We start from the raw sequence: 26,023 nt of genomic DNA, 5'->3' as shown, positions 1-26,023 counted from the left end.
TCGTCCAGACCCGTTCACGACCCGTATCCGAGGAGTTCCCATGAGCCGGACCAGCACCTACACCGTCACCGGCATGACCTGCCAACACTGCGTCGCGTCGGTCACCGAAGAGGTCCAGGAGATCCCGGGCGTCGAGAATGTCGCGGTCGATCTGGCCACCGGTGCCGTCACCGTCACGAGCGCCGAGTCCCTCGACGATGCCGCCGTCGCGGCCGCCGTCGAGGAGGCCGGCTACAGCCTCGCATGAATACCCCGGCCAAGCTCACCGGCTTCGTCACCGCCGTAGCCGCGGTCTTCGGTATCGCGCTGCTCGTCGGCGCGACCATCGGCCCGGTGGAAGAGCAGACCGAGGATCCGACCGCGAGCGCCCACGACGCCGGGCACGGTGATGACACCGCCACCGGCAGCGCCGCGGAAACACCTGCTGTGGAAGAGATCCCGGGAGGTCTGATGACGTACCGGAACGGTTATGCCCTCGCACTCGCCGAGACCGACCTCGAGTCGGGCGAGGACAGGAACCTGACATTCGCGATCAACGGTCCCGACGGCGCGCCGGTGACCGACTTCGACGTCACCCACGACAAAGAGCTGCACCTGATCGCCGTGCGTCGCGACTTCACCGGCTTCCAGCACGTCCATCCCGTGCTCGACGAGAACACCGGCATCTGGTCCGTCGACGTCGACCTCACGCCCGGCACGTGGCAGGTCTTCACCGACTTCACACCCACCGGGGGAGAGGCGCTCACGTTGGGCACCGACCTCGCGGTGGCAGGCGAATTCGTTCCTGCCGCACCGCAGGCCGACAACCGCACCGCAACCGCCGACGACTACGAGGTCACCCTCGACGGCGACCTGTCGTCGGGTAGCGACGCGATGCTCACCCTCACCGTGAGCAAGGACGGACGGCCGGTCACCGACCTGCAGCCCTATCTCGGTACCTACGGACACCTGGTGGCGCTGCGCGGCGGCGACCTCGCCTATCTCCACGTCCACCCGGACGGGACACCCGGCGACGGCACCACTCGATCCGGTCCCGAGGTCGTCTTCCGCACCTCCGTCCCGAGTGCCGGCACCTATCACCTCTATCTCGACTTCCAGCACGACGGAGTGGTTCGCACCGCGGCCTTCACCCTCACCGTCGGAGGCACCGGCGAGGTGCAGCCGGGGTCCGGCGCACACGGTGACCACAGCCATTCCGGCCGCTGACGGCCCATTCTTCCGAGGAGACGCACATGACCACGCAGAGTCAGCCGGTCGCCGCCGAATCGATCGAACTCGCCATCACCGGCATGACCTGCGCATCCTGCGCCAATCGCATCGAGCGCAAGCTCAACAAGCTCGACGGCGTCACCGCGACCGTCAACTACGCCACGGAGAAGGCGAAGGTCAGCTACCCCGACGACGTGACACCCGAGGATCTCGTCACGGTCGTCGAACAGGCCGGCTACGGCGCCACACTGCCGCCGCCGCCCGCACAGGCGGCCGACCGGTCCGATGACGTGCCCGAATCCGATCCCGTTGCGGCGCTTCGTCACCGGCTCGTCGTCTCGGCGATCCTGACGGTACCGGTGATCGCGATGGCGATGATCCCGGCCCTGCAGTTCACCAACTGGCAGTGGCTCTCGCTCACCCTCGCCGCACCGGTCGTGGTGTGGGGTGCGTGGCCGTTCCACCGGGCGGCGTGGATCAACCTGCGTCACGGTACGTCCACCATGGACACCCTCGTGTCGCTGGGAACCCTTGCCGCCCTGGGCTGGTCGGTCTACACCCTGTTCTGGGGCACGGCGGGTGAACCGGGGATGGTCCACCCGTTCGAGTTCACCATCGCGCGGGGCGACGGCAGCGGCAACATCTATCTCGAGGCCGCGGCCGGTGTCACGACGTTCATCCTCGCCGGACGCTACTTCGAGCAACGGTCGAAGCGACGCGCCGGCGCCGCCCTGCGGGCCCTGCTCGAACTCGGCGCCAAGGACGTCGCGGTCCTCGGACCGGACGGGACCACCGAGACCCGGGTTCCGGTGGAGCAGTTGGCGGTCGGGGATCTGTTCGTCGTGCGGCCGGGCGAGAAGATCGCCACCGACGGTGTGATCGAACGGGGCACGTCGGCGGTCGACGCGTCGATGCTGACCGGTGAATCCGTTCCCGTCGAGGTCGGTGTGGGCGACAGTGTCGTCGGCGGCACGGTCGACGTGGGTGGACGACTCGTGGTGCGCGCGACCCGCGTGGGCTCCGACACCCAGCTCGCGCAGATGGCGAAGCTGGTGGAGGACGCCCAGAACGGCAAGGCCCAGGTGCAGCGCCTCGCCGACCGGATCTCCGGCATCTTCGTGCCGATCGTCCTGCTGATCGCCGCCGGCACCCTCGGTTTCTGGCTCGGCACCGGCAACGGCCCCGCGGCGGCGTTCACCGCGGCGGTCGCGGTGCTGATCATCGCCTGCCCGTGTGCCCTCGGCCTGGCCACCCCGACCGCGCTGATGGTCGGTACCGGTCGCGGCGCCCAGCTCGGCATCCTCATCAAGGGACCCGAGGTCCTCGAGTCGACCCGCTCGGTCGACACCGTGGTCCTCGACAAGACCGGCACGGTCACCACGGGCCGGATGACCCTGCGCGAGGTCGTCGCCGACGACGGTGAGAACGCCGACGAGGTGCTGCGGTACGCCGGGGCACTCGAGTCGGCGTCGGAACACCCGATCGCCCGTGCGGTCAGTGACGCGGCCGCGGACAGGTTCGGCGGCCTGCCCGAGGTCGAGGAGTTCACGAACGTCGAGGGTCTCGGCGTGCAGGGAGTGCTCGTCGACGGCGACACGAGCCGCGCCGTGCTGGTGGGACGACCGAAGCTGCTGGCCGACTGGTCGCAGCATCTGTCCCAGAACCTGCAGCACGCGTTCGAGAAGGCCCAGAAGTCCGGTGGCACGGCCATCGCCGTCGGCTGGGACGGAAAGGCCCGCGGCATCGTCGTCATGGCGGACGCGGTCAAACCGACCTCCGCGAAGGCCGTCGCCGAACTGCGGGAGCTCGGCCTGCGTCCGATCCTGCTCACCGGCGACAACGCCGCCGTCGCGCACACCGTGGCGGCCGAGGTCGGCATCGACGAGACCGACGTGATCGCCGACGTGCTGCCCACCGACAAGGTCGACGTGGTCGAACGACTCCAGCGCGAAGGTGCGGTGGTCGCGATGGTCGGCGACGGCGTCAACGACGCCGCGGCGCTCGCCCGGGCCGACCTGGGCCTGGCGATGGGCACCGGCACCGACGTCGCGATCGAGGCGAGCGACCTGACGTTGGTCCGCGGCGACCTGATGGTCGCGGTCGACGCCATCCGGTTGTCGCGCCGCACGCTGACGACGATCAAGGGCAACCTGTTCTGGGCGTTCGCGTACAACGTCGCGGCACTGCCGCTGGCGGCCGCCGGCCTGCTGAACCCGATGCTCGCCGGTGCCGCGATGGCGTTCTCATCGGTGTTCGTGGTCTCCAACAGCCTGCGACTGCGACGGTTCCGCGCGCACGCCGCCTGACCGCTTTCGGCTGCAGAGAGGAGGACGGCCTGTCAGGATCGGATCCATGACACAGCCGTCCTCCTTCCGTGCCCTGGTCGTCGACGACACCGACGACGGCCAGGTGGCACAGTTCCGCGAACTGACCGACACCGACCTTCCCGACCACGACGTCCTCGTCGAGGTCGAATACTCCTCGCTGAACTACAAGGACGGTCTCGTGATCGCGGGGCCGCAGAAGATGGCGCGACGCACCCCGCTGATCGCCGGCGCCGATCTCGCCGGCACCGTCCTCGAGAGCAGCAACCCCGACTGGAAGCCCGGCGACCGCGTCGTCGTCAACGGCTGGGGTCTGTCCGAGACCCAGTCGGGCGGATACACCCGGCGCCAGCGCGTGAAGCCCGAATGGCTCGTGCGCATCCCCGACGCCTTCTCCACACGCGACGCCATGGCCATCGGCACCGCCGGCTACACCTCCGCCCTGTGCCTCGACGCGCTCGAACGGTACGGGATCGCATCCGACGCGGAACTGCTCGTCACCGGCGCGGCCGGTGGCGTCGGCTCGATCGCCGTCGCGCTCGCCGCTGCCGCAGGACACACGGTGGTCGCCGCGACCGGCCGTCCCGAGACCCACGACTTCCTGAGCGAACTCGGTGCGTCGTCGTTCGTCGACCGCGCCGAACTGCAGGGCAAGGGCCGGCCCCTGGGCAAGGAACGCTGGGATGCCGCGGTGGACGCGGTGGGCGGTTCGACGCTCGTGAACGTGCTGTCGCAGATCCGCTACGGCGGTGCGGTCGCCGCGTGCGGTCTCACGGAGTCGCCGTCGATGCCCGATGCCACGGTGATGCCGCACATCCTGCGCGGCGTCGCGTTGCTGGGCGTCGACTCGGTGATGGCGCCTGCTCCGCTGCGCCGGTCGGCGTGGGATCGTCTCGCCCGCGATCTGCCTGCGAGCACCCTGGATTCGCTGTCGCGGGTCGAACCGCTCTCGGACGTCCCGCGACTCGCCGAGGAGATCCTGGCGGGCAAGGTGCGCGGCCGGGTGGTCGTCGACGTCACCGCCTGACGGTTGAAGAAGGCGACTACCTCGACGTCTCCGCGTCCGGAAGCGGTTCCGGCGACACGGTTTCCGGACGCGGGAGACGACCGAAGGCGAGCCAGAGCAGGAATCCGAATCCGGCCGTGACGTAGAGCGTGCCGAGTAGGTGCTGCCATGCGGCCCAGCCGAATTCGAGATCGCCACCCGTGGGGAACAGGTGGTGCGGACCGATCACGAAGACGAGCGCGACACCGGCGGCGATCGCCGTGAGCCTCTGCGCATCGGGCGCGCGCCACGCACCGAGCGCGAGGGTCATCAGTGCCGGCGCGACCCACACCCAGTGGTGCGACCACGACACCGGCGACGCCAGCAGCACGGCCGTCGCGTTCGCGAACAGCGCGAGCACGAGATCGCCCTGTTCGAGGGCGCGCCGGATGGCCACCGCCGCGACCAGCAACATCACCGCGACGGCGAGCAGCCACAGCACGGAACCCATGAGTTCGGGCGGTCCGAATCGGGAGATCACGGCCTTGAAGGACTGGTTGGTGGCGAAGTACGCCGCGCCGATCCGGCCGGTGTCGGGCAGGGTGTCGAGCCAGTACTTCGCGGAGGTCGCGGGCATCACGGCGAACGCGAGGGCGGTGAATCCGACGGTCGAGGCGACGATGGTGGCGCTGGTCCGCCGGTCGCGCCGCAGCAGGAACAGCAGCAGGAACGCGATGGGCGTGAGCTTGACGGCGGCCGCCAGCCCGATCAGCATTCCGCGCGGCCACTTCGGGGTCTTCACCAGGACGTCGAGGGCGACGAGCGCCATCAGGACGAGATTGATCTGCCCGAACGAGATCGTCTCCCGCACGGGTTCGAGCAGCAGCGCTCCGGCGACCGCGACCGCCGTGACGATCCACGCCGTCCGCGCCTCGAAGTCCGGACGGAGCCGGTCCAGCACGACCCGCAGGGTGACGACGAGTGCCGCGACGGAGACGAGGGTGAAGACGATCTTGCCGAACGTCACAGGGATCAGCGCCAGGGGAGCGAAGAGCATCGCCGACAGCGGCGGGTAGGTGAACGGCAGCGCGAAGTCGTCGGTCACCGGAGGCATCTGTCCGTAGATGTCGGCGCCGTCGAGCAGGACCCGCGCGCCCATCCGGTAGACCAGGAAGTCGATGAGTTCGCTTCCGACGAGGATTGCGACGAGCACACCCGCGGAGACGAGCGATGCGATCACCGCGACGGCGGTACCCCGATGTCCGGTGAGGAACGGAGGCGTCGTCGAACCGGTCGGAGTCAGCCGTGATTGTCGCACCCGGCAACTTTAGTCAATTCCGATATTCGTTCCGGTCCGACGTGGGGAACGCCATACGGCCGAAATATCACGAATCGACAGGTCGCAGCAGGTCGGGGTTGTTGTTCCGCGGCGAATTGACCGCCGTGCTCACCTCGTACGGTTCGAGGGTCGGTTCGGGAATCGAATTCAGCAGGGCGTCGACGTCGTCGCGGTTCTTCAGGTCGGGATCGAGCCACGGATCGACGAAGGTGTCGGGCAGGATCACCGGCGATCGTTCGTGGATGTGCCCGGCGGCGTCGGTCGCCGGACGGGTCAGCACGGTGCACGTCCACAACCAGCGGTCGGGATGGTCCTCCGGCAGCTCCGGGTCCGGCCACAGCTCGTAGAGCCCGGCCATCGAGATCGGCCCGTCCGCGTGCAGGAAGAACGGGATCTTCTTCCCGTCCTCACCCTTCATCCACTCGTAGTATCCGTCGGCCGGCAGCACGCACCGCCGCTTCGCTGCGGCCGCCTTGAAGGCGGGCTTCTGGGTGATGGTCTCGGACCGGGCGTTGATCATCCGCGACCCGATCTTCGGGTCCTTCGCCCAGAACGGCACGAGCCCCCACTTGATCTGCGAGGACACGATGCGGATCGGCTCGGCATCCGGTTCCTCGCGTGGCGCCCGCTCGAGCACGACGTTCACGCGCTGGGTGGGGGCGATGTTGTACGACGGGGGCAGTTCCTCACCCACTGCCTCGACGGCGTCGTAGGCCGCGAGCAGATCCCCGCGGGTACTGGTGCTGGCATAACGTCCACACACGATGCATCTCCCGTCGGCGGCTCCGGAGCAACGATTCGATTCTCTCGCATCGGTCGCTCCGGAGCGGGTCGCTCGGACGGAGACGGAGCGGGGGTCGCTCCATCGGAGACAGCGTGGATCGCTCAGACGGCGACCTCGACCCCCAGTGCCTCGAGCAGGGTGCGGCGGTACTCCGCGATCTCGACGACGTGATCGGCTCGCGGATGCGGCAGGTCGATGGTCAGTTCGACGGCGAACGAGCCGTGGTCGAGCACGAGCACGCGGTCGGCGAGAGCGATGGCCTCGTCGACGTCGTGGGTGACGAGCAGGACCGCGGGCCGGTGCTTGGCGCACAGTTCCTGCAGCAGACCGTGCATCCTGATCTTCGTCAGTGCGTCGAGGGCACCGAACGGCTCGTCGGCAAGCAGCAATTCGGGTTCGCGTACGAGCGACCGCGCCAGCGACACCCGCTGCTGCTCACCGCCGGACAGTTCGGTGGGCCAGGCCTTCTCGCGCCCGGCGAGCCCGACCTCCGCCAGGGCGGTGCGGCCGCGCTCGGCGGCGTCGTCACCGTCGAGACCGAGGATCACGTTGTCGAGCACCCGAGCCCAGGGCAGCAGTCGCGAGTCCTGGAAGACCACGGCTCGCTTCTTCGGCACCTCGAGGGTGCCCGAGCCGGGCACACCGTGGTCGAGTTCGGCCAGGGCGCGCAGCAGGGTGCTCTTGCCCGAGCCGCTGCGGCCGAGCAGCGCCACGAACTCGCCGGGGGCGATCTCGAGGTCGATGCTGTTCAGCACCGCGCGTCCGTCGAAGCCGCGGCTCAGGCCCCGGGTGCGTACGGTCAGCTGCCGATCGTCCTGCGCCATGCCAGCGCCTTCCTCTCTGCCGCACGGACCAGCAGGTCGCTGCCGAATCCGAGGATTGCGTAGACCACCAGTCCGACGATGATGATCTCGGTCATGCCGTAATTGCGGGCCTGGTACATCAGGTAACCGATGCCGCTCGAGGCGTTGACCTGCTCGACGACCACCAGGGCCAGCCACGAGATGGTCACCGCCAGGCGCAGGCCGGTGAAGAAACCGGGCAGCGCCCCCGGCAGGGCGATGCGCCGGACGAACTGGGCGCGGGACAGATCCAGCGTCTCGGCCAGTTCGACGTAGCGGGCGTCGATGCCGCGCAGTGCCGAGTAGGTGTTGATGTAGACGGGGACGAAGACCGACAGGGCGATGAGCAGGATCTTCATCTCCTCGCCGATGCCGAACCACAGGATCGCCAGCGGCATCAACGCCAGGGTGGGGATGGAGCGCTTGATCTGCACCGGTCCGTCGATCAGCGCCTCACCGATGCGCGACAGGCCGGCGGCCAGTGCAAGCACCAGTCCGAGGACAACGCCGATGACCCCACCGATCAGGGCGCGCTGGACGGAGGTCCACAGGTTCGACTGCAGTCGTCCGTCGCCGATCAGTTCCCATGCGGTGGTGACGACCGTCCACGGCGCCGAGAGGGTCTTCGGATCGAGTACCCCGGTGGCCGAGGTGACGATCCATGCCACCAGCAGCAGCGCCGGGCCGATCGCCAGGCCGAACTTGATCGGCTTGCCGGGAGCGAGGCGGCTGCGGGTCGTGCGCGGCGACAGGTCGGCCGTCGCGCCGGGGTCGGGCTTCTGGTCGGTGTCGGCGTCACCGGCCAGGCCACTGCCGAAACGCCGGGGTTCGACGGAGACGCTCATGGCTCCAGTCCTTTCGTCGATTCGATCAGACGCCGGACAGTGCGAAGTCGCCGGTGGCGCCGGCCGGAGCGAGTTCGTGTGCGTACTGGCTCTCCGGACGCGGCAAGCCGTAATGGTCGCGCAGGGTGGTGCCGGTGTACTCGGTCCGGAACAGGCTGCGCTCCTGCAGGATCGGCACCACCTGGGAAGCGAACGCCTCGAGGCCCTGCGGGTACTGCGGCGGCATGATGTTGAAGCCGTCGGCGGCGCCGTTGGTGAACCACTCCTCGATGATGTCGGCGATCTGCACCGGCGTGCCCGCGACGACGTTGTGGCCGCGTGCGCCGGCGAGCTTGTGCAGCAGCTGACGCAGGGTCGGCTGTTCGCGCTCGACGATCTTCGCGAAGACCAGGCGGCGGCTGTTGTTGTTGTCGGTGATGTCGCCTGCGCCGGCGAACAATTCGACCGGCACCTTCTCGTCCAGCTCGAGCCGGGACACGTCGATGCGGCCCATCTTCTGGAGCTGCCCGAGACCGTATTCGACGATGGTGAGTTCGTTGAACTCGCGATGCAGTTCCTTCGCTTCGGCCTCGGTCGCGCCGATGAACGGGCTCAGGCCGGGAAGGATCTTCACGTGATCGGGGTTGCGTCCGAATGCCGCTGCGCGGGTCTTGATGTCGGTGTAGAAGGCCTGGGCGTCCTCGATGCGCTGGTGCGCGGTGAAGATCGCCTCGGCGTAGGTCGACGCGAAATCGCGGCCGTCGTTGGAGGATCCGGCCTGCACGAGCACCGGGCGCCCTTGCGGCGAGCGGGCCGAACCCAACGGGCCGCGCACCTTGACGTAGTCACCCTCGACGTCGATGCGGTGGATCTTGTCCGGGTCGGCGTAGACGCCGGCGGCCTTGTCGAGGACGAGTGCGTCGTCCTCCCACGAATCCCACAGCTTGATCGCGGCGTCGACGAATTCGCGTGCCCGGGCGTACCGTTCGTGCACGTCGGGGTGTTCGGTGTACCCGAAGTTCGCTGCCGCTGCGTCGGTCGCGGTGGTGACGATGTTCCAGGCGGCGCGGCCACCGGAGATGTGGTCGAGCGAGGAGAACAACCGGGCGAGGTTGTAGGGCTCGTAGTAGGTGGTCGACGCCGTGGCGATCAGCCCGAGATGCGTGGTGACCGTGGCCATCGCGACCAGCGTGGTGATCGGTTCGAGGCCGTAGTCCGGACGGTACTTCACCTCGGTGCGCAGAGCCGGACCGTCGGCGAAGAACACCGCGTCGAGCTTCGCGCTCTCCGCGAGGCGGGCGAGTTCCTGGAAGTAGGTGACGTCGTAGAGACGCTCGGGCACGCTGCCGGAATGGCGCCACGAGGCCTCGTGGTGGCCGGTCGGGTAGATGAAGGCGTTGAGGTTGAGCTGGCGGTTCGTCATGTCGGATTCCCCTCGGAAGGTCAGCTGCGGGTGTGGGAGGCGCCGGTCTCGGCGACCGCTTCGGTGACGACCTCGTCGAAGCGCAGATCGAAGGCGTCGGCGGCGTCGACGGGCTTGGGCAGTTCACCGGCGGCATCGATCACGTCGATGGTGTGCTGCTGGGTCGCGATGAGCTCCTCGTCGAGGTGCGGGAAGGTGGTGATCCCGGAGGTGTCGAGGATGCGCTCGCCGTCCTCGGCCGTCAGGCCCTGGCTCTTCACGAAGTGGGTGTCGATGTACGCGTCGCGGTTGTTGTTGGCCCAGTCGACGGACGTGATGTACGCGGTGACGTAGGCGCGGACCGCTGCGGCGGTCGCCGGGTCGGACAGGGCCTTCTTGCTCGAGTAGAGGTACGAGATGCCTTCGCTGAGGTCCTCGATCTCGGGGCGCGGCAGCGACGTCGCACCCGGGGTCTGCATGTACCGGGAGAAGACCGGCTCGCTCATCGGGGCGGCGTCGATCTGGTTGGAGCGCAGTGCGTCCGGGAAGTCCGGCAGCGACATCGACACGAGCTCGACGTCGTCGACCGAGAGGCCGGCCTTGTCGAGGCCGCGGAGCACGAAGGCCTGCTGCGAGGTGCCCTCGGCGTAGCCGATGCGCTTGCCCTTCAGGTCCGCGAGCGTCGTGATGTCCGAAGCATTCGGGGCGATGCCCATGTTGAGGCTGTTGTTCGTCTGCATGGCCGCGACGACCTGCACGTCGTCACCGGCGACCAGCGACTGGACGGTCATGATCTCGCCGGCCCACGCGACGTCGACCGCGTCGGCGCGGAAGGCCTCGAGGATCGCGGGCGCGCCCTGGAAGGTCGCGAACTCGTACTCGAACGGCAGCGCGTCGAGTTGTCCGGAGCCGGTGAGGAGGGACAGCTGCCGCTCACCCTGGTCGGCGATGACGAGCTTGGTGCCCGCCGGGATCTCCGTGGGCAGCGCGCTGTCGGAAGCGAGGCCGTCGCCCGAGGAACCGGAGCTACATGCCGCGACCGCGGTCAGAAGGAGCGCGATGATGGCCGTCGATCCGGCACGACGTAGACGGGGCATGGACTTCCTCACGGTTCTGGCGATGGGGAGCGAACTTCGACGGCGTCGAAGTCGTCACCGATCCTGTGCGATCCGTCGGCGGGGGGCCAGGGTTTGCGTCAGCGTGAGCGAAAGGTCCTCGATCCGGCCCATCGGTGCTGTTCGCGGGCCGATATCGCCGGTATCCGCACATCGCGGCGGTTACCGTGCGAGGAGAACCGGAGGCGGGGGAGGTGGTGCGCATGGGTGCGGACGGTCGGCACATGTCGCAGCCGGATCTGATGTCCTGGCGGATGGAGAAGGACCCCGTCCTGCGGTCCACGATCGTCGCGGTGGCTCTGCTCGACCGGTCACCCGACCAGGAGCGCTTCGTCCGGATGATGGAGCGCGGAACACGTGCGGTGCCGAGCTTCCGCCGCAAGCTCGTCGAATCCCCGTTCGGGCGGACCCCACCGCGATGGGTGGACGACCCCGACTTCGAGCTGTCCTGGCATCTGCGGCGCATCGCGCTCCCGCATCCCGGGGGATTGGACGCCGTGCTCCCGCTCGTGCGCGCCGCGGCGATGTCGGCCTTCGACAAGGACCGTCCCCTCTGGGAGGCGACGATCGTCGACGGCCTCGACGACGGTCGCGCCGCGATCGTTCTCAAGGTGCACCACTCGCTCACCGACGGCATCGGTGGCATCCAGATCGCGAACGAGATGGTCGACTTCGAGCGCGACGGTACCGACCGCGGGCCACTGCCCGAGGATCCGCCGACCTCGGCTCCGGCATCGAATCTCGCCGATTCCGTGGGTTGGTACCTCTCGACGGCCGGCGAGATGGTGGGGAGGGGTGTGCCGTGGCTCGTGCGTTCCGGTCTGAGGTCGGTGACGAATCCGGTCGCAGCGCTGCGCAGCGTGGTGGACACGGCCCGCTCGACGGCCCGGTTCGTGCAACCGGTGTTCACGACGCTGTCCCCGGTGATGGTCGGCCGCAGCACCGTTCGGGAGGTCGCGGCCCTCGATCTGCCGCTCGACGCTCTGCGGCAGGCCGGACGGGCAGCGGACTCCTCGCTCAACGACGCCTTCCTGGCCGGAATCCTGTTGGGGCTGAGGCACTACCATTCCCGGCACGGCGCGCAGGTCGCCGAACTGAGGACGACGCTGCCGATCAGTCTCCGGCGCGAGAGTGACGCGATCGGAGGAAACCGGATCACTCTGGCGCGGTTCGCTCTTCCCCTCGATGTCGCCGATCCGGTCGCGTCGATGCACCGGGTGGACCGGATCGTCCGGTCGTGGCGGGACGAACCGGCCGTGCCGCTCTCGTCCGCAATCGCGGGTGTGCTGAACGTGCTCCCGGCCGGTGTGCTGGGTGGGATCCTCGAGCACATCGACTTTCTCGCGTCGAACGTCCCGGGTTCCCCGATCCCGCTGTACATGGCCGGGGCGGAGGTGCTGAGGTACTACCCGTTCGCTCCCACCGTCGGCTCGGCCGTCAACATCACGCTGATGTCGCACACGAGCCACTGCTGCATCGGAATCAACGCCGACTCCGCCGCCGTCCCCGACCTGCCCGTCCTCGTCGAGTCGCTGGTGGAGGGCTTCAGTGAGGTGCTCGCGGTGGGAGGCGAGCGCACGCGCATCGAGGTCACGCTCTCCGCTACGACGACCGCGCAAACCTGATCGTCAACCCAAGGTTGACGGAAACCACGCGTCAACTTAGAGTTGACGCATGGAACCCATTCGTCCTTCCCATCCCATCCGGCTCGACGACCTCATCGATGCGATCAAGAAGGTCCACGACGATCCACTCGAACAGCTCTCCGATGCCGTCATCGCGGCCGACCACCTCGGTGAGGTCGCCGATCACCTGATCGGGCACTTCGTCGACCAGGCCCGACGTTCCGGCAAGTCGTGGTCGGAGATCGGCCAGAGCATGGGCGTGTCCAAGCAGGCAGCCCAGAAACGGTTCGTGTCGAAGAGCGACAACGACCTCGACCCCGAGCAGGGATTCTCACGGTTCACCCCGCGCGCACAGAACACCGTGATGGCGTCGATGAACGAAGCACGTGCCACGGGAAGCCCCGAGATCACGCCCGTCCATCTGATCCTCGGTCTGCTCGTCGACACCGAGTCGCTCGCCGCCCGCGCACTCGCGGCCCAGGATGTCGACTTCGCGGCGCTGCGCTCGGCCGCCGTGGCGATGCTCCCCGAACCGTCGAGCGACGTCCCCGAACTCGTCCCGTACGACACGGGTGCCCGCAAGGCCCTCGAACTGACCTTCCGCGAAGCCCTGCGACTCGGGCACAACTACATCGGCACCGAGCACATCCTCCTCGCGCTCCTCGAACTCGAGAACGGCGACGGCGTGCTCTCGGCGGCCGGCGTGAACAAGAGCGCCGTGGAGAAGAAAGTCGCGGAGGATCTCGCCGCGATCGTCGAGGCCCAGCAGGCCGAGGACGGCAAGACCGGGTCGTAGGACCGGGCGGGACCTACGCGCCCGTGGCGCAGGCACGTTCCCTACGGCCAGGTTCGCCGACGGCCCCCTCGGGGTACGTCGAAGTCATGAACACACGTCACGCATGTCTCGTCGCGGGCTTCTCCGTCGCCACGCTCGTGGCTGCCGGGTGCAGCAGCGACGACTCGTCCACCGACACCGAGGCCACCGTCGAGACCCCACCCACTTCGCTCACGACCACCACCACCGATTCCATGCCCACGCCGCTCCCCGGAATGAGTGGCGACGCCTTCGGGCTCCCGAACGAGGGAGGCGACGACGACAACGCCTTCACCTACGACGAAGCGGCTGTGCCGGTCGGCGCGACCTTCGACGTCGAATCCGAAGAGGAGAACGGCCGGACCACCGTCACCCTCAGGGTGATGGGTATGCAACCCGATCGGGACTTCGGGGCGCACGTCCACACGCAGCGGTGCGGGCCGAACCCGCCCGATTCGGGGCCGCACTACCAGAACCAGGTCGACCCGGCGGCGAACCCCGACTCGCCGTCCACCGATCCCGCCTACGCCAATCCGCAGAACGAGATCTGGCTCGACATCACCACCGACACGCAGGGCAACGCCGAGGCGTCCACGACCGTCGATTGGGAGTTCCGCGACGACGAGGCCAACTCGGTGGTGCTCCACGCCCAGCACACCATGACCGCGCCGGGTGAGGCAGGACAGGCCGGCGACCGGCTCGCCTGTATCGACGAGGACTTCTGACCCGGACGACGCAGTGACGACCCGACGGTCCGGTGGGTGAGCGCCACCCGCCGGACCGTCCTCGTGCCGTGAATCGGGCTCGGGCGAACGACTTCCGTGCCATGCTGACGCAGGAACCGGTGAAGGAGGAGCGTGGATGGAACCCGTCGTCGACACCACCGGCGGACGAGTACGCGGTACGACCGTCGGCGGCACGGCAGTCTTCAAGGGCATCCCGTACGCCGCCGCGCCTTTCGGTGAGCTGAGATTCGCAGCGCCCGGACCTGTTCCCCGATGGGACGGCGTGCGCCCCGCGACCGAGTTCGGCCCCACCGCCCCGAAGGCGCCGTACGCCCCACCGATCGATCAGCTCCTGCACGAACCGTCGATCCCGGGCGAGGACGTTCTCGGACTCAACGTGTGGAGTCCCGATCTCTCCGGCTCGCTGCCCGTGATCGTGTGGATCCACGGTGGCGCGTTCGTGCACGGCAGCAGCGCGGTGGCGCTGTACGACGGTGCGAACTTCGCACGCGATGGCGTCGTCTTCGTCAGCATCAACTACCGACTCGGCGCAGAGGGATTCGCGCTCCTCGACGACGCTCCGGCGAACCGCGGTCTCCTCGATCAGGTCGCCGCCCTCGAATGGGTCCGCGACAACATCGCGGCCTTCGGCGGTGATCCGAATTGCGTGACGATCGCCGGTGAATCCGCGGGGGCGATGAGTGTGGTCTCGCTGCTGGCGATGCCCGCCGCGCGCGGGCTGTTCCGTCGCGCGATCGCCCAGAGCGGCGCCGGACATTCGGTGATGTCGGCCGGCACCGCGCGGACGGTCGCCGGCGCCCTGGGCGACATGCTCGGCGTCGCCCCCACCCGCGCGGCGTTCGCCGGGATCGAGCCGAAGGTGCTCGTCGACGCGCAGGAACGTCTCACGGTCCGGATCCGCGGTGAGCGCGACCCGGCGACATGGGGTGAGATCGCCACCGACTCGATGGCCTTCGAACCGTGCGTGGACGGGACCGTGCTCCCGGGCCGGCCGATCGACCTCGTGGGGAAGGGCGCGGGATCCGACGTCGATGTGCTCATCGGCCACAACGACGACGAGATGACGCTGTTCTTCGTGCCTCTCGGAGTCGACGGACTGCTCGACGAGGCCGCTGCGCGCGGACTCGCCGCCGCCTACGGCCTCACCGATCCGGAGGCGTTCGACGCCTACCGTCGCGCTCGTCCCGATGCTCGCCCCGGCGATACGGCCATGCACATCGTGCGCGACTGGATGTACCGCATCCCGGTGCTCCGCGTCGCGGAGGCGCGTGCCGCACACGACGCCGAAACCCATGTCTACCGGTTCGATTGGAAGTCGCCGCTGTTCGACGGCCGGCTCGGCGCGACCCACGCGCTCGACATCGGTTTCGTGTTCGACAATCTCCATCTCCCTCAGGCCGCGACGCTCGCGGGTTCCGCGCCTCCGCAGGAGCCGGCGACGCGGATGCACCGGGCGTGGGTGGACTTCGCGACCACGGGTTCGCCGGGATGGCCGCCCTACGGGGACGAACGCACCGAGATGCTCTTCGGTGACACGTGTACGACCGTCGACGACCACGAAGCCGATCTGCGGACGCTGTGGGACGGAATTCGCTGACCGAGTTTGATCTACGTCGTCCCGGGTAGTCGTGGGAAAGACGTGTCCAGCCCAGACGACAGCCACGAATCGGAGTTCCCATGCCCGCCGACACCCCGAAGATCCCCGGTGTTCCTTCGTCCACCGTGCCGCCCGTGGAGGAACCCACGACGCCCACGACTCCGCCCGAGCCCAAGCCGGATCAGGCCGAGCCCGAGGTCAGGACGGCCACCGGTACTCTCGCGGATCTGCCGCGCGGTCGTGCCCAGCAGGGGGAGTACCTGACGACGGCTCAGGGTGCGCGGCTGACGGATACCGACCACTCCCTCAAAGCCGGTCGACGCGGACCGATCCTGTTGCAGGATCACCATTTCCGCGAGAAGATCACCCACTTCGACCACGAACGCATCCCGGAGCGGGTGGTGCACGCCCGCGGCGCCGGCGCCCACGGCGTCTTCCGCGCGACGGGTGCCGCGAGCTCGATCACGCGTGCCCAGTTCCTCCAGAAGGACGTGGAGACACCGGTGTTCGTGCGGTTCTCGACGGTGCTCGGCTCCCGTGGCTCGGCCGACACGGTGCGCGACACCCGCGGTTTCGCGACGAAGTTCTACACCGAGGAAGGCACTTTCGACCTCGTCGGCAACAACATCCCGGTGTTCTTCATCCAGGACGCCATCAAGTTCCCCGACATCATCCATGCGGGCAAGCCGCACCCGGATCGTGAGATCCCGCAGGCGCAGAGCGCCCACGACACCTTCTGGGACTTCGTCTCGCTCCACACCGAGGCCACGGCCCACACGATGTGGAACATGTCCGACCGGGGCATCCCGCGCTCCTACCGGATGATGGAGGGCTTCGGCGTCCACACCTTCCGCGTGGTCAACGCCGAGGGCGACACCGCGCTGGTGAAGTTCCACTGGAAGCCGCGCCTCGGCGTGCACTCGCTGGTGTGGGAGGAAGCCCAGCTCATCAACGGTTTCGACCCCGACTTCCACCGCCGCGACCTCGCCGACGCGATCGAAGCCGGTGCCTACCCCGAGTGGGATCTCGGTGTGCAGGTCTTCCCGGACACCCCGGAACAGACCTTCGAGGGGATCGATCTGCTCGATCCCACCAAGATCGTCCCCGAGGAACTCGCGCCCGTGCAGATCATCGGCACGATGGTCCTCAACGCCAACCCCACCAACTTCTTCGCCGAGACCGAGCAGATCGCCTTCCACCCGGGCCATCTCGTCCCCGGCATCGACGTCACCGACGATCCGCTGCTGCAGGGCCGTCTGTTCTCCTACCTCGACACCCAGCTGACGCGACTCGGCGGACCGAACTTCGGGCAGATCCCGATCAACCGCCCGCACGCACCCGTCAACGACATGTTCCGCGACGGCTTCCACCAGCACGCCGTCCACACGGGTGTCGCTCCGTACAAGCCGAACTCGCTCGACGCGGGATGCCCGTTCATGGCCGGTGTCACCGAAGGTGCCTTCGTCGACCTGCCGGTGGAGGTACCGGCGGCGAAGAAGGAGCGTGAGGTCTCCCGGTCGTTCGACGACCACTACACGCAGGTCCGCCAGTTCTACCTGAGCCTGTCGGAGATCGAGCAGGACCACGTGGCGTACGCCTACACCTTCGAGCTGGGCAAGTGCTACGAGCAGTCCATCAAGGAACGGCAGCTGCAGATCCTGGCGAACATCGACACCGGGTTGTGCGAGAAGGTGGCGGCCGGTCTCGGTCTGCCCGCTCCGAAGCCGACCGTCGAGGTCTCCGATCTCCCGCAGAGCCCCGCGCTGGCGCAGGTCGGCAAGACGTGGCCCGTGCAGGGCCGGTTGATCGGCATCGTCGCCGACGACACCACCGACGTCGATCAGGTGCTCGCGGCCGTGCAGGCCGTGGACGCGGCCGACTGCGTCCCGCTGGTCGTCGCCCCGCACGGCGGGATGCTCGGGGGAGTCGTACCGATCTCGCGCACCTTCCTCACGGCCCGCTCGATCGAGTTCGACGCCGTGATCATGGCGACGACCGTCCCCGACACCCGGGTCCGGATCCTCGTCGACGAGATGTTCCGGCATCACAAGGCACTGGCCGCGTGGGGAGCCGGTGCGGCGGCACTGGAGGAGCTGAAGGCACCAGGTGTCGAGCTCGTGGACGGACCCGAAACGGCCGTCGCGCAGGTGCTGGAGTTGCTGGGTACCCACCGCGTGTGGGATCGAGACGCCGTGTGACAGACCTCACCTGAGCTCGTCTTCCGAAGTTCGGGTGCCCCAAGTTATTCTTTCGTTACCTCTGGCCGCAGCTGATTCTCATCGCTGCGGCCAGTTGTTATTTAAGCCCAGGTCAGGGCGCAAATCGCATCATCGGGTGAATCGCGCCGCCGCGCCCACGAACGGGTCGCGCAGAGCCGTGAACCGGCGTGCGGTCGCCACCCGGGCGAGAACTCGGGACGCACGCACCAGTCGCTGGGTGCGGCGCCGCCGGGCGCGGTCGTACCGCTCCAGCGCCTCGGCCACCGGATGCTCGGACAGCAGGACCGCGAGTGTTGCGCCGTCGATCATCGCCTCGCACGCGCCGCGACCGAGATTCGGTGCCATCGCGTGAGCGGCGTCACCGATCAATGCGACGTTGCCGTGGACGAAGGACGGCAGCGGGGATGATTCGTACAGATCGTGGTGCAGCACGTCGGCGGGGTCGATCCGGTCGAGCACGTCGCGCACGGCCGGGTGCCAGTCGCGGTAACGCTCGCGCAGTTCGTCGATGCTCCCCGCTCCGCCGGCCGGGGCGCGCACGGCGGCGAACCAGTTGGTCAGATCCCCGTCGCGCGGAGTGATGCCGAACAGTGCGCCCGGTCCCCACGACTCGCTCGCCGTCGATGCGATACCCGGTACCCAACCCCGCCACGCGCAGTAGCCGGTGTGCACGGGACGGTAGGAGGGGCCGAACAACCGGTCGCGCACCGCGCTGTTGATGCCGTCCGCCGCGACGACGACGTCGTAGGCGGCGAGATCGGACAACTCGGGAGCCGGGGCTCCGAACCGTATGAGATCGGACTGCAGCCCCTCGGCCAGGATCGTGAGAAGTTTCGGCCGCGAGAGCAGGACGACGGGACGCGCCATGCTGCGGATGCGTCCGATCACCCGCCCGTCCCATCGCAGGAAGGCCGCACCGTCCTGCAGCACGCCGAGCTTCTCCACCTGCCCGCCGAGGCCGGAGCCGCAGCCGGCGGTGGTCAGGGCGTCGAGGGCTTCGGCCCACATACCGAGCGCGGTGCCCGTCTCCGGGAGGGAGGGTGCGCGTTCGAAGACGTCGACGTGCCAGTCGCGCCGGACGAGCGCGTTGGCGACGGTGAGCCCGCCGATCCCTCCGCCGACTACTGCTGCTTTGCCCTGTCGCGTGGCCATGCCGCCACCGTACTACTTCTGTAGTGTCCAGTCACTACTTATGTAGTGAGGGTCGTAGGATCGGGTGCGTGACCGACAAACGCACCCTGGTCGTGGACGCCGCGATCGCTCTGGTGGGCACCGAGGGGCTGCGGGCCCTCACTCACCGCCGCGTCGATGCGGTCGCGGGCGTACCCGCCGGCTCCACATCCAACTACTTCCGCACCCGTCACGCCCTCGTCGAAGGTGTGCTCGACAGACTGCTCGAGCAGGATCGGGTCCAGCTCGCGGCGATCGGCGCCGCGTTGCCGGGAGACGCGCGTGAGCTCGAAGACCTGATGCACGGTTATGTGATGTTCGTGACGGGGGACGACCTCGTGCGAACCCGCGCACGCTTCGCGATGTTCCTCGAGGCGATGGCGACGCCCGAACTGCGTGCCGGGGTCGAGACCCGCCGCAGCGAACTGCGCGGATGGATCGGGACCGTGCTCGCGGGCCTCGGCGTCGACGATTCCGCCACCGCCGCGCGGGTTCTCATCGACTACCTGGACGGACTGATCCTGCATCGCTGCACCTCGCACGACGACGGGCCGGACCTACGCGACGGCGTGTCCCGAATGGTGCGAATTCTGCTTTCCACGGCAGGGTGACGCCCGCGATTCCGGTGCGTTACGGCTGCGTTTCCGCAGGTGGGCGGGAGAATAGGGCAGGCTTGCTTGCATTACCCCCCGCCACCTGGCATATCGTTCGTTTCGAAGACGGTGGGACCACGACGTCCCACCGGTCGCCGGGTCCACGCTCGTGCTGCCGAAAAAGGCACCCGCACCGTCGCGGATGAGCGGATACTGGCGATGTCGAAGGTATCGGGCACCCGGCCGATACCCGTCTACGGCAGTAGATGGCCATCAGCGCTGCTGGTCGTCGGTGCTATCGCATCAACGAAGGCTAGGTATGACTCATCTCCCCGGGCCTCGAGGGCTCTACCACCCGGCGAACGAGCACGACTCCTGTGGCGTCGCGTTCGTCGTCGACATGCACGGTCGTCGCAGTCGCGACATCGTGGAGAAGGCGATCACCGCCCTGGTGAATCTCGAACACCGCGGTGCAGCGGGAGCGGAACAGAACACCGGCGACGGCGCCGGCATCCTGATCCAGGTCCCCGACGCCTACTTCCGTGAGGTCGTCGACTTCGATCTTCCCGCCGAAGGCGCATACGCGACCGGTATCGCGTTCCTGCCCAAGGACACCGCCAAGGCCGATGCCGCGGCCGCCGAGGTCGACCGCATCGTCGCCGAAGAGGGCCTCGAGGTCCTCGGCTGGCGCGAGGTGCCGATCGACGAGTCCGAGCTGGGTTCCATGGCCAAGGACGCCATGCCCACCTTCCGGCAGATCTTCATCGCCTCCGGCGCCCGCGCGCTCACCGGCCTCGAGCTCGAGCGCCGCGCGTACGTCGTGCGCAAGCGCACCGAGCACGAGCTCGGCCACCACGGCGCGGGCGAGGACGGTCCCGGCAGCGAGACCGTCTACTTCCCGAGCCTGTCGGCGTCGACCTTCGTCTACAAGGGCATGCTCACCACGCCCCAGATGAAGGGCTTCTACCGCGACCTGCAGGACGAGCGCGTCGTCTCGGCCCTCGGTCTCGTGCACTCGCGGTTCTCCACCAACACGTTCCCGTCGTGGCCGCTCGCGCATCCTTTCCGCCGCGTGGCGCACAACGGCGAGATCAACACCGTCACGGGCAATGCCAACTGGATGCGCGCCCGTGAGGCACTCATCGACACCGAGGTCTTCGGCGGTCGCGACAAGCTCGAGAAGATCTTCCCGGTCTGCACGCCGGGTGCGTCCGACACCGCGCGTTTCGACGAGGTGCTCGAACTGCTGCACCTCGGTGGTCGCAGCCTGCCGCACGCCGTGCTCATGATGATCCCCGAGGCGTGGGAGCGCCACGACTCGATGGATCCGGCACGTCGCGCGTTCTACGAGTACCACGCGGCCCTCATGGAGCCGTGGGACGGACCGGCCTCGGTGTGCTTCACCGACGGCACCGTCATCGGCGCCGTGCTCGACCGCAACGGCCTGCGCCCCTCGCGTGCCTGGGTCACCGACGACGGCCTCGTCGTCATGGCCTCCGAGGTGGGTGTGCTCGACATCCCCACCGAGAAGATCGTCAGCAAGCGTCGCCTGCAGCCGGGCCGCATGTTCCTCGTCGACACGGCCAAGGGCCGCATCGTCGAGGACGAGGAGATCAAGCGCGAGCTCGCCGCCGAGCATCCCTACGAGGAATGGGTCGCCAACGGCGTCACCCGTCTCGAGGATCTGCCCGAGAGCAAGTACACCTACATGTCGCACGAGCGTGTCGTGCTGCGGCAGCAGGTCTTCGGCTACACCCGCGAAGAAGTCGACCTCCTCGTCAAGCCGATGGCGGCCTCCGGCGCCGAGGCGCTCGGCTCGATGGGCACCGACACGCCGATCGCCGTGCTGTCGTCGCGTCCGCGTCAGCTGTTCGACTTCTTCTCGCAGCTGTTCGCCCAGGTCACCAACCCGCCGCTCGACGCGATCCGCGAGGAGATCGTCACCAGCATGGGCGGCATGCTCGGCCCCGAGGGCGACCTGCTGAACCCGACCGAGGCGTCGTGCCGGCAGATCCTCATCGGTGCGCCGGTCATCGACAACGACGACCTGCAGAAGCTCATCCACGTCAACGACGAGAAGCAGTTCCCCGGCTTCAACAGCGTCATCATCCGCGGCCTGTACCCGGTCGCGGAGGGTGGTGAGGGTCTGCGTCGCGCGCTCGCCTCGATCCGCGAGCAGGTCTCGCAGGCCATCGAGAAGGGCGCACGCCTGATCGTGCTGTCCGACCGCGAGTCCGACGAGAAGCTGGCGCCGATCCCGTCGCTGCTGCTCACCTCCGCGGTGCACCACCACCTCGTCCGCGAGAAGACCCGCACCAAGGTCGGTCTGCTCGTCGAGGCCGGCGACGCCCGCGAGGTCCACCACATCGCCGCCCTGTGCGGTTTCGGTGCGGCCGTGGTCAACCCGTACATGGCGTTCGAGAGCATCGACGAGCTGCTGCAGAACGGCGACCTGCCCGAGGGCATGACCCTCGACAAGGCCATCGCCAACTACATCAAGGCGGCCTCGAAGGGCGTGCTCAAGGTGATGTCCAAGATGGGCATCTCCACGCTCGCCTCCTACACCGGTGCGCAGCTGTTCCAGGTCATCGGCCTGTCGCAGGAACTCGTCGACGAGTACTTCACCGGTCTGCAGTCGCAGCTCGGCGGTGTCGGTCTCGACGAGGTCGCCGCGGACGTCGCGGCCCGTCACCGCACGGCCTTCCTCGACCGCCAGTCCGAGCGCGCGCACCGCGAGCTCGAGGTGGGTGGCGAGTACCAGTGGCGTCGTGAGGGCGAGTACCACCTGTTCAACCCGGACACGGTGTTCAAGCTCCAGCACGCGACCCGCACCGGCCAGTACTCGATCTTCAAGGAGTACACGAAGCTCGTCGACGACCAGTCGGAGCGACTCGCGTCGCTGCGTGGTCTGTTCGAGTTCAAGAAGGGCGTGCGCCCGCCGGTGCCGCTCGACGAGGTCGAGCCGGCGAGCGAGATCGTCAAGCGCTTCTCGACCGGTGCGATGAGCTACGGCTCCATCTCGGCCGAGGCGCACGAGACCCTCGCGATCGCGATGAACCGTCTCGGTGGCCGCTCGAACTCCGGTGAGGGCGGCGAGCATCCGAGCCGTTTCACCCCGGACGAGAACGGCGACTGGCGGCGCTCGGCGATCAAGCAGGTCGCCTCGGGTCGCTTCGGTGTGACCGCGCACTACCTGAGCAATTGCACCGACATCCAGATCAAGATGGCGCAGGGCGCGAAGCCCGGTGAGGGCGGCCAGCTGCCGCCGCACAAGGTGTACCCGTGGGTCGCCGAGGTCCGTGGTTCGACGCCCGGCGTCGGCCTGATCTCGCCGCCGCCGCACCACGACATCTACTCGATCGAGGATCTCGCGCAGCTGATCCACGACCTGAAGAACGCCAACCCGAAGGCCCGCATCCACGTGAAGCTGGTCTCCGAGCTCGGTGTCGGCACGGTCGCCGCGGGTGTGTCGAAGGCACACGCCGACGTCGTGCTCATCTCGGGTCACGACGGTGGTACCGGCGCGTCGCCGCTGACCTCCCTCAAGCACGCGGGTGCTCCCTGGGAGATCGGTCTCGCCGAGACCCAGCAGACGCTGATGCTCAACGGTCTGCGCGACCGCATCGTCGTGCAGGTCGACGGCCAGATGAAGACCGGCCGCGACGTCGTCGTCGCCGCTCTCCTCGGCGCCGAGGAGTACGGTTTCGCGACCGCGCCGCTCGTGGTCTCGGGCTGCATCATGATGCGCGTGTGCCACCTCGACACCTGCCCCGTGGGTGTCGCGACGCAGAACCCGGTGCTGCGCAAGCGGTTCACCGGCAAGCCGGAGTTCGTCGAGAACTTCATGCTGTACATCGCCGAAGAGGTGCGCGAGTACCTCGCCGAGCTCGGTTTCCGCAGTCTCGACGAGGCCATCGGCCAGGTGGACGTCCTCGACACCCGCAAGGCCGTCGAGCACCATCGCGCGTCGAAGCTCGACCTGTCGCCGCTGCTCGAGAAGGTCACCTCCCCGATCTACGGGGAGCAGGACATGCACTGCACCAAGGAGCAGTACCACGCTCTCGACAAGGCACTCGACAACGAGCTGATCGCGAAAGCGCAGCCCGCTCTCGAGTCGGGTACGTCGGTCTCGTTCGACACTCCGATCACCAACGTCAACCGCACCGTCGGCACGATGCTCGGCCACGAGCTCACCAAGAAGTACGGTGCGGAAGGGTTGCCGGACAACACGATCGACATCACCTTCACGGGTTCGGCCGGCAACAGCTTCGGTGCGTTCGTCCCGCGCGGCATCACGATGCGGCTCAACGGCGACGCGAACGACTTCGTCGGCAAGGGCCTGTCGGGTGGTCGCATCATCGTGCGCCCGCCGCACAATGCGGCCGAGGGTTTCGTGCCCGAGGACAACATCATCGCCGGCAACGTCATCCTGTTCGGTGCCACCTCGGGTGAGGTCCTCATCCGTGGCATCGCGGGTGAGCGCTTCGCGGTCCGCAACTCCGGAGCCACGGCCGTCGTCGAAGGCGTCGGCGACCACGGCTGCGAGTACATGACGGGTGGCAAGGTCGTCATCCTCGGCAAGACCGGCCGCAACTTCGGTGCGGGCATGTCCGGTGGTGTCGCGTTCGTGTACAACCCGGACAAGGACTTCGAGAACAACCTGAACACCGAGCTGGTCGACCTCGAGGATCTCGAGGGCGAGGACTTCGCGTGGCTCAAGGGCGCCGTCGAGCGGCATCGTGACGAAACGGGCTCCGAGGTCGCAGCCCGCATCCTGGCCGACTGGTCACAACAGGTCAGCCACTTCGCGAAGGTCATGCCTCGCGATTACAAGAAGGTACTCATGGCTATCAAGGACGCCACCATCCGTGGTGCGAACGTGGACGAGGCGATCATGGAGGCTGCTCGTGGCTGATCCCACCGGTTTCCTCAAGCACGGTTCCCGCGAGACGCCGGTCCGCCGGCCCGTCCCGCTGCGACTCCTCGACTGGAAGGAGGTCTACGAGCCGTTCCCGCTCGACACCCTCCGGACCCAGGCAAGCCGTTGCATGGACTGCGGTATCCCCTTCTGCCACAACGGTTGCCCGCTCGGGAATCTCATCCCCGAGTGGAACGACCTCGCCTACAAGGGCAAGTGGGAGGACGGGATCGAGCGTCTCCACGCCACGAACAACTTCCCCGAGTTCACCGGCCGGCTCTGCCCGGCGCCCTGTGAGGCGTCGTGCGTGCTCGGCATCAACCAGGACCCGGTGACCATCAAGCAGGTCGAGGTCGAGCTGGTCGAGAAGGCCTTCGACGACGGCCGCGTCAAGCCGGTTCCGCCGTCGAAGCTCACCGGCCGCAAGGTTGCGGTCGTAGGCTCCGGGCCCGCGGGTCTCGCTGCGGCACAGCAGCTCACGCGTGCCGGTCACTCGGTGACGGTGTTCGAGCGGGCCGACCGCATCGGTGGTCTGCTCCGCTACGGCATCCCCGAGTTCAAGATGGAGAAGCGCTTCATCGACCGCCGTCTCGCGCAGATGGAGGCCGAGGGCACCGTCTTCAAGCCGGGCGTGAACGTGGGTGTCGACATCACCGCCGACGAGCTGCGCGAGCAGTTCGACGCCGTGGTGCTCGCCGGCGGCGCGACCGTCGCCCGCGACCTGCAGATCCCCGGACGCGAGCTCGACGGCATCCACCAGGCGATGGAATTCCTGCCGATCGCCAACCGCGTGCAGCTCGGCGACCTGCCGGCCCCGACCATCACGGCCGAGGGGAAGAAGGTCGTCATCATCGGCGGTGGCGACACCGGCGCCGACTGCCTGGGGACCTCGCACCGTCAGGGTGCGGAGAGCGTCCACCAGTTCGAGATCATGCCGCGGCCGCCGGAGCAGCGCGCCGAGTCCACCCCGTGGCCGACCTACCCCCTCATGTACCGCGTCTCGTCGGCGCACGAGGAGGGCGGCGAGCGCGTCTTCTCCGTCAACACCGAGGAATTCGTCGGTAAGGACGGCAAGGTCACCGCGCTCAAGGCACACGAGGTGCAGATGGTCGACGGTCGCTTCGAGAAGGTCGAAGGCAGCGACTTCGAACTCGAGGCCGATCTGGTGCTGCTCGCGATGGGCTTCACCGGTGCCGAGAAGCCCGGTCTGCTCACCGATCTCGGTGTCGACTTCGACCAGCGCGGCAACGTCGCCCGCTCGTCGGAGTGGGCCACCAACGTCGACGGTGTCTTCGTCGCCGGCGATATGGGTCGCGGACAGTCGCTCATCGTCTGGGCGATCGCCGAGGGTCGCGCGTGCGCCGCTGCGGTGGACAGCTTCCTCGAGGGCGAGACGGCACTGCCGGCGCCGATCGCGACCACCACGATGCCGCAGCGCTGAGCGCGGGAATCTGCCGGCGTCCGAGTGGCGCCGGAGAGTTGAGCGCTCCAGCGTCGCAGCGCTGAACGAGGTACGA

Annotated in this window: 19 protein-coding genes; 12 read left to right on the top strand and 7 right to left on the bottom strand. The window is 68.2% G+C overall.

Translation table 11 applies throughout. The features are described 5' to 3' along the window. Positions 1-40 precede the first annotated feature (40 nt). Genes ACLBYD_RS01055 through ACLBYD_RS01040 form a run of 4 tightly spaced genes read left to right on the top strand, consistent with a single transcriptional unit; the run spans position 41 to position 4,560 of the window. Complete coding sequence (locus ACLBYD_RS01055; RefSeq protein WP_064256025.1) at positions 41-247, top strand: heavy-metal-associated domain-containing protein; 207 nt, start codon at positions 41-43, stop codon at positions 245-247. After that, on the top strand, positions 244-1,206 hold the full coding sequence (locus tag ACLBYD_RS01050; RefSeq protein WP_447815075.1) for a hypothetical protein: 963 nt from the start codon (positions 244-246) through the stop codon (positions 1,204-1,206). Before ACLBYD_RS01055 ends, ACLBYD_RS01050 begins: the two co-directional genes overlap by 4 nt. 26 nt (positions 1,207-1,232) lie before the next feature. After that, positions 1,233-3,515 carry a heavy metal translocating P-type ATPase gene (locus ACLBYD_RS01045; RefSeq protein ID WP_447815074.1) on the top strand — a complete coding sequence of 761 codons (2,283 nt, stop codon included), beginning with the start codon at positions 1,233-1,235 and terminating at the stop codon, positions 3,513-3,515. A 46-nt stretch (positions 3,516-3,561) separates the two neighbouring features. Further along, positions 3,562-4,560 carry an MDR family oxidoreductase gene (locus ACLBYD_RS01040; RefSeq protein WP_254583527.1) on the top strand — a complete coding sequence of 333 codons (999 nt, stop codon included), beginning with the start codon at positions 3,562-3,564 and terminating at the stop codon, positions 4,558-4,560. 16 nt (positions 4,561-4,576) lie between these two features. Here ACLBYD_RS01040 and ACLBYD_RS01035 read toward each other — a convergent pair whose 3' ends face one another. From ACLBYD_RS01035 to ACLBYD_RS01010, 6 genes are all read right to left on the bottom strand, one after another. After that, positions 4,577-5,836, bottom strand: coding sequence for a glycosyltransferase 87 family protein (locus tag ACLBYD_RS01035; RefSeq protein ID WP_447815073.1), 1,260 nt, complete (start codon positions 5,834-5,836; stop codon positions 4,577-4,579). 67 nt (positions 5,837-5,903) lie between these two features. After that, the gene (locus tag ACLBYD_RS01030; protein ID WP_387397656.1) at positions 5,904-6,620 is read right to left on the bottom strand and encodes an SOS response-associated peptidase; all 717 of its coding nucleotides are present in this window, start codon (positions 6,618-6,620) and stop codon (positions 5,904-5,906) included. A 122-nt stretch (positions 6,621-6,742) separates the two neighbouring features. Continuing rightward, positions 6,743-7,465, bottom strand: a complete 723-nt coding sequence (locus tag ACLBYD_RS01025) for an ABC transporter ATP-binding protein (RefSeq protein ID WP_447815072.1) — start codon at positions 7,463-7,465, stop codon at positions 6,743-6,745. After that, positions 7,441-8,328: an ABC transporter permease gene (locus ACLBYD_RS01020; protein ID WP_229566666.1), complete on the bottom strand. Its 888-nt coding sequence runs from the start codon at positions 8,326-8,328 to the stop codon at positions 7,441-7,443. Before ACLBYD_RS01020 ends, ACLBYD_RS01025 begins: the two co-directional genes overlap by 25 nt. Before the next feature lie 25 nt (positions 8,329-8,353). Continuing rightward, positions 8,354-9,730 (bottom strand): LLM class flavin-dependent oxidoreductase, encoded by a 1,377-nt coding sequence (locus ACLBYD_RS01015; RefSeq protein ID WP_447815071.1) that lies wholly within the window; start codon positions 9,728-9,730, stop codon positions 8,354-8,356. Positions 9,731-9,750: 20 nt separating this feature from the next. Continuing rightward, the gene (locus ACLBYD_RS01010) at positions 9,751-10,806 is read right to left on the bottom strand and encodes an ABC transporter substrate-binding protein (protein WP_447815070.1); all 1,056 of its coding nucleotides are present in this window, start codon (positions 10,804-10,806) and stop codon (positions 9,751-9,753) included. A gap of 221 nt (positions 10,807-11,027) precedes the next feature. Here ACLBYD_RS01010 and ACLBYD_RS01005 point away from each other — a divergent pair, with 221 nt between their 5' ends. From ACLBYD_RS01005 to ACLBYD_RS00985, 5 genes are all read left to right on the top strand, one after another. Beyond that, positions 11,028-12,449: a wax ester/triacylglycerol synthase domain-containing protein gene (locus tag ACLBYD_RS01005; RefSeq protein WP_447815069.1), complete on the top strand. Its 1,422-nt coding sequence runs from the start codon at positions 11,028-11,030 to the stop codon at positions 12,447-12,449. A 49-nt stretch (positions 12,450-12,498) separates the two neighbouring features. Continuing rightward, the gene (locus tag ACLBYD_RS01000) at positions 12,499-13,245 is read left to right on the top strand and encodes a Clp protease N-terminal domain-containing protein (RefSeq protein WP_447815068.1); all 747 of its coding nucleotides are present in this window, start codon (positions 12,499-12,501) and stop codon (positions 13,243-13,245) included. A gap of 86 nt (positions 13,246-13,331) precedes the next feature. Next, a complete protein-coding gene (locus tag ACLBYD_RS00995; RefSeq protein ID WP_447815066.1) occupies positions 13,332-13,988 on the top strand; it encodes a superoxide dismutase family protein in 657 nt (218 codons plus the stop codon). A 136-nt stretch (positions 13,989-14,124) separates the two neighbouring features. Next, complete coding sequence (locus tag ACLBYD_RS00990) at positions 14,125-15,606, top strand: carboxylesterase/lipase family protein (protein WP_447815065.1); 1,482 nt, start codon at positions 14,125-14,127, stop codon at positions 15,604-15,606. Between the two features lie 80 nt (positions 15,607-15,686). Then, complete coding sequence (locus tag ACLBYD_RS00985; protein ID WP_447815064.1) at positions 15,687-17,804, top strand: catalase; 2,118 nt, start codon at positions 15,687-15,689, stop codon at positions 17,802-17,804. A 129-nt stretch (positions 17,805-17,933) separates the two neighbouring features. Here the strand turns inward: ACLBYD_RS00985 and ACLBYD_RS00980 are convergent, their stop codons facing one another. Continuing rightward, positions 17,934-18,977: an FAD-dependent monooxygenase gene (locus tag ACLBYD_RS00980; protein ID WP_447815063.1), complete on the bottom strand. Its 1,044-nt coding sequence runs from the start codon at positions 18,975-18,977 to the stop codon at positions 17,934-17,936. Positions 18,978-19,045: 68 nt separating this feature from the next. Between ACLBYD_RS00980 and ACLBYD_RS00975 the strand changes: the two genes are divergently transcribed. The 3 genes from ACLBYD_RS00975 (at position 19,046) to ACLBYD_RS00965 (ending at position 25,947) form a co-directional block, all read left to right on the top strand. After that, positions 19,046-19,606, top strand: a complete 561-nt coding sequence (locus ACLBYD_RS00975; protein ID WP_447815061.1) for a TetR/AcrR family transcriptional regulator — start codon at positions 19,046-19,048, stop codon at positions 19,604-19,606. Positions 19,607-19,907: 301 nt separating this feature from the next. Next, positions 19,908-24,503 (top strand): glutamate synthase large subunit, encoded by a 4,596-nt coding sequence (gltB, locus tag ACLBYD_RS00970; protein ID WP_447815060.1) that lies wholly within the window; start codon positions 19,908-19,910, stop codon positions 24,501-24,503. After that, positions 24,496-25,947: a glutamate synthase subunit beta gene (locus ACLBYD_RS00965; protein ID WP_447815059.1), complete on the top strand. Its 1,452-nt coding sequence runs from the start codon at positions 24,496-24,498 to the stop codon at positions 25,945-25,947. The genes gltB and ACLBYD_RS00965 overlap by 8 nt, the downstream gene beginning before the upstream one ends. Positions 25,948-26,023: the final 76 nt, after the last annotated feature.

The sequence above is a fragment of the Rhodococcus sp. C26F genome, assembly GCF_053345925.1.
This window is presented reverse-complemented; position numbering and strand designations above follow the sequence as displayed.

Excerpts from the sequence above, each read along its gene's own strand:
- ACLBYD_RS01010 (WP_447815070.1), bottom strand. The coding sequence starts at position 10,806 with ATGCCCCGTCTACGTCGTGCCGGATCGACGGCCATCATCGCGCTCCTT.
- ACLBYD_RS01020 (WP_229566666.1), bottom strand. The coding sequence starts at position 8,328 with ATGAGCGTCTCCGTCGAACCCCGGCGTTTCGGCAGTGGCCTGGCCGGT.
- ACLBYD_RS01005 (WP_447815069.1), top strand. The coding sequence starts at position 11,028 with ATGGGTGCGGACGGTCGGCACATGTCGCAGCCGGATCTGATGTCCTGG.
- ACLBYD_RS01045 (WP_447815074.1), top strand. The coding sequence starts at position 1,233 with ATGACCACGCAGAGTCAGCCGGTCGCCGCCGAATCGATCGAACTCGCC.
- ACLBYD_RS00995 (WP_447815066.1), top strand. The coding sequence starts at position 13,332 with ATGAACACACGTCACGCATGTCTCGTCGCGGGCTTCTCCGTCGCCACG.
- ACLBYD_RS01015 (WP_447815071.1), bottom strand. The coding sequence starts at position 9,730 with ATGACGAACCGCCAGCTCAACCTCAACGCCTTCATCTACCCGACCGGC.
- ACLBYD_RS00990 (WP_447815065.1), top strand. The coding sequence starts at position 14,125 with ATGGAACCCGTCGTCGACACCACCGGCGGACGAGTACGCGGTACGACC.
- ACLBYD_RS00985 (WP_447815064.1), top strand. The coding sequence starts at position 15,687 with ATGCCCGCCGACACCCCGAAGATCCCCGGTGTTCCTTCGTCCACCGTG.
- ACLBYD_RS00980 (WP_447815063.1), bottom strand. The coding sequence starts at position 18,977 with ATGGCCACGCGACAGGGCAAAGCAGCAGTAGTCGGCGGAGGGATCGGC.
- ACLBYD_RS01040 (WP_254583527.1), top strand. The coding sequence starts at position 3,562 with ATGACACAGCCGTCCTCCTTCCGTGCCCTGGTCGTCGACGACACCGAC.
- ACLBYD_RS01055 (WP_064256025.1), top strand. The coding sequence starts at position 41 with ATGAGCCGGACCAGCACCTACACCGTCACCGGCATGACCTGCCAACAC.
- ACLBYD_RS01025 (WP_447815072.1), bottom strand. The coding sequence starts at position 7,465 with ATGGCGCAGGACGATCGGCAGCTGACCGTACGCACCCGGGGCCTGAGC.
- ACLBYD_RS01050 (WP_447815075.1), top strand. The coding sequence starts at position 244 with ATGAATACCCCGGCCAAGCTCACCGGCTTCGTCACCGCCGTAGCCGCG.
- gltB (WP_447815060.1), top strand. The coding sequence starts at position 19,908 with ATGACTCATCTCCCCGGGCCTCGAGGGCTCTACCACCCGGCGAACGAG.
- ACLBYD_RS01000 (WP_447815068.1), top strand. The coding sequence starts at position 12,499 with ATGGAACCCATTCGTCCTTCCCATCCCATCCGGCTCGACGACCTCATC.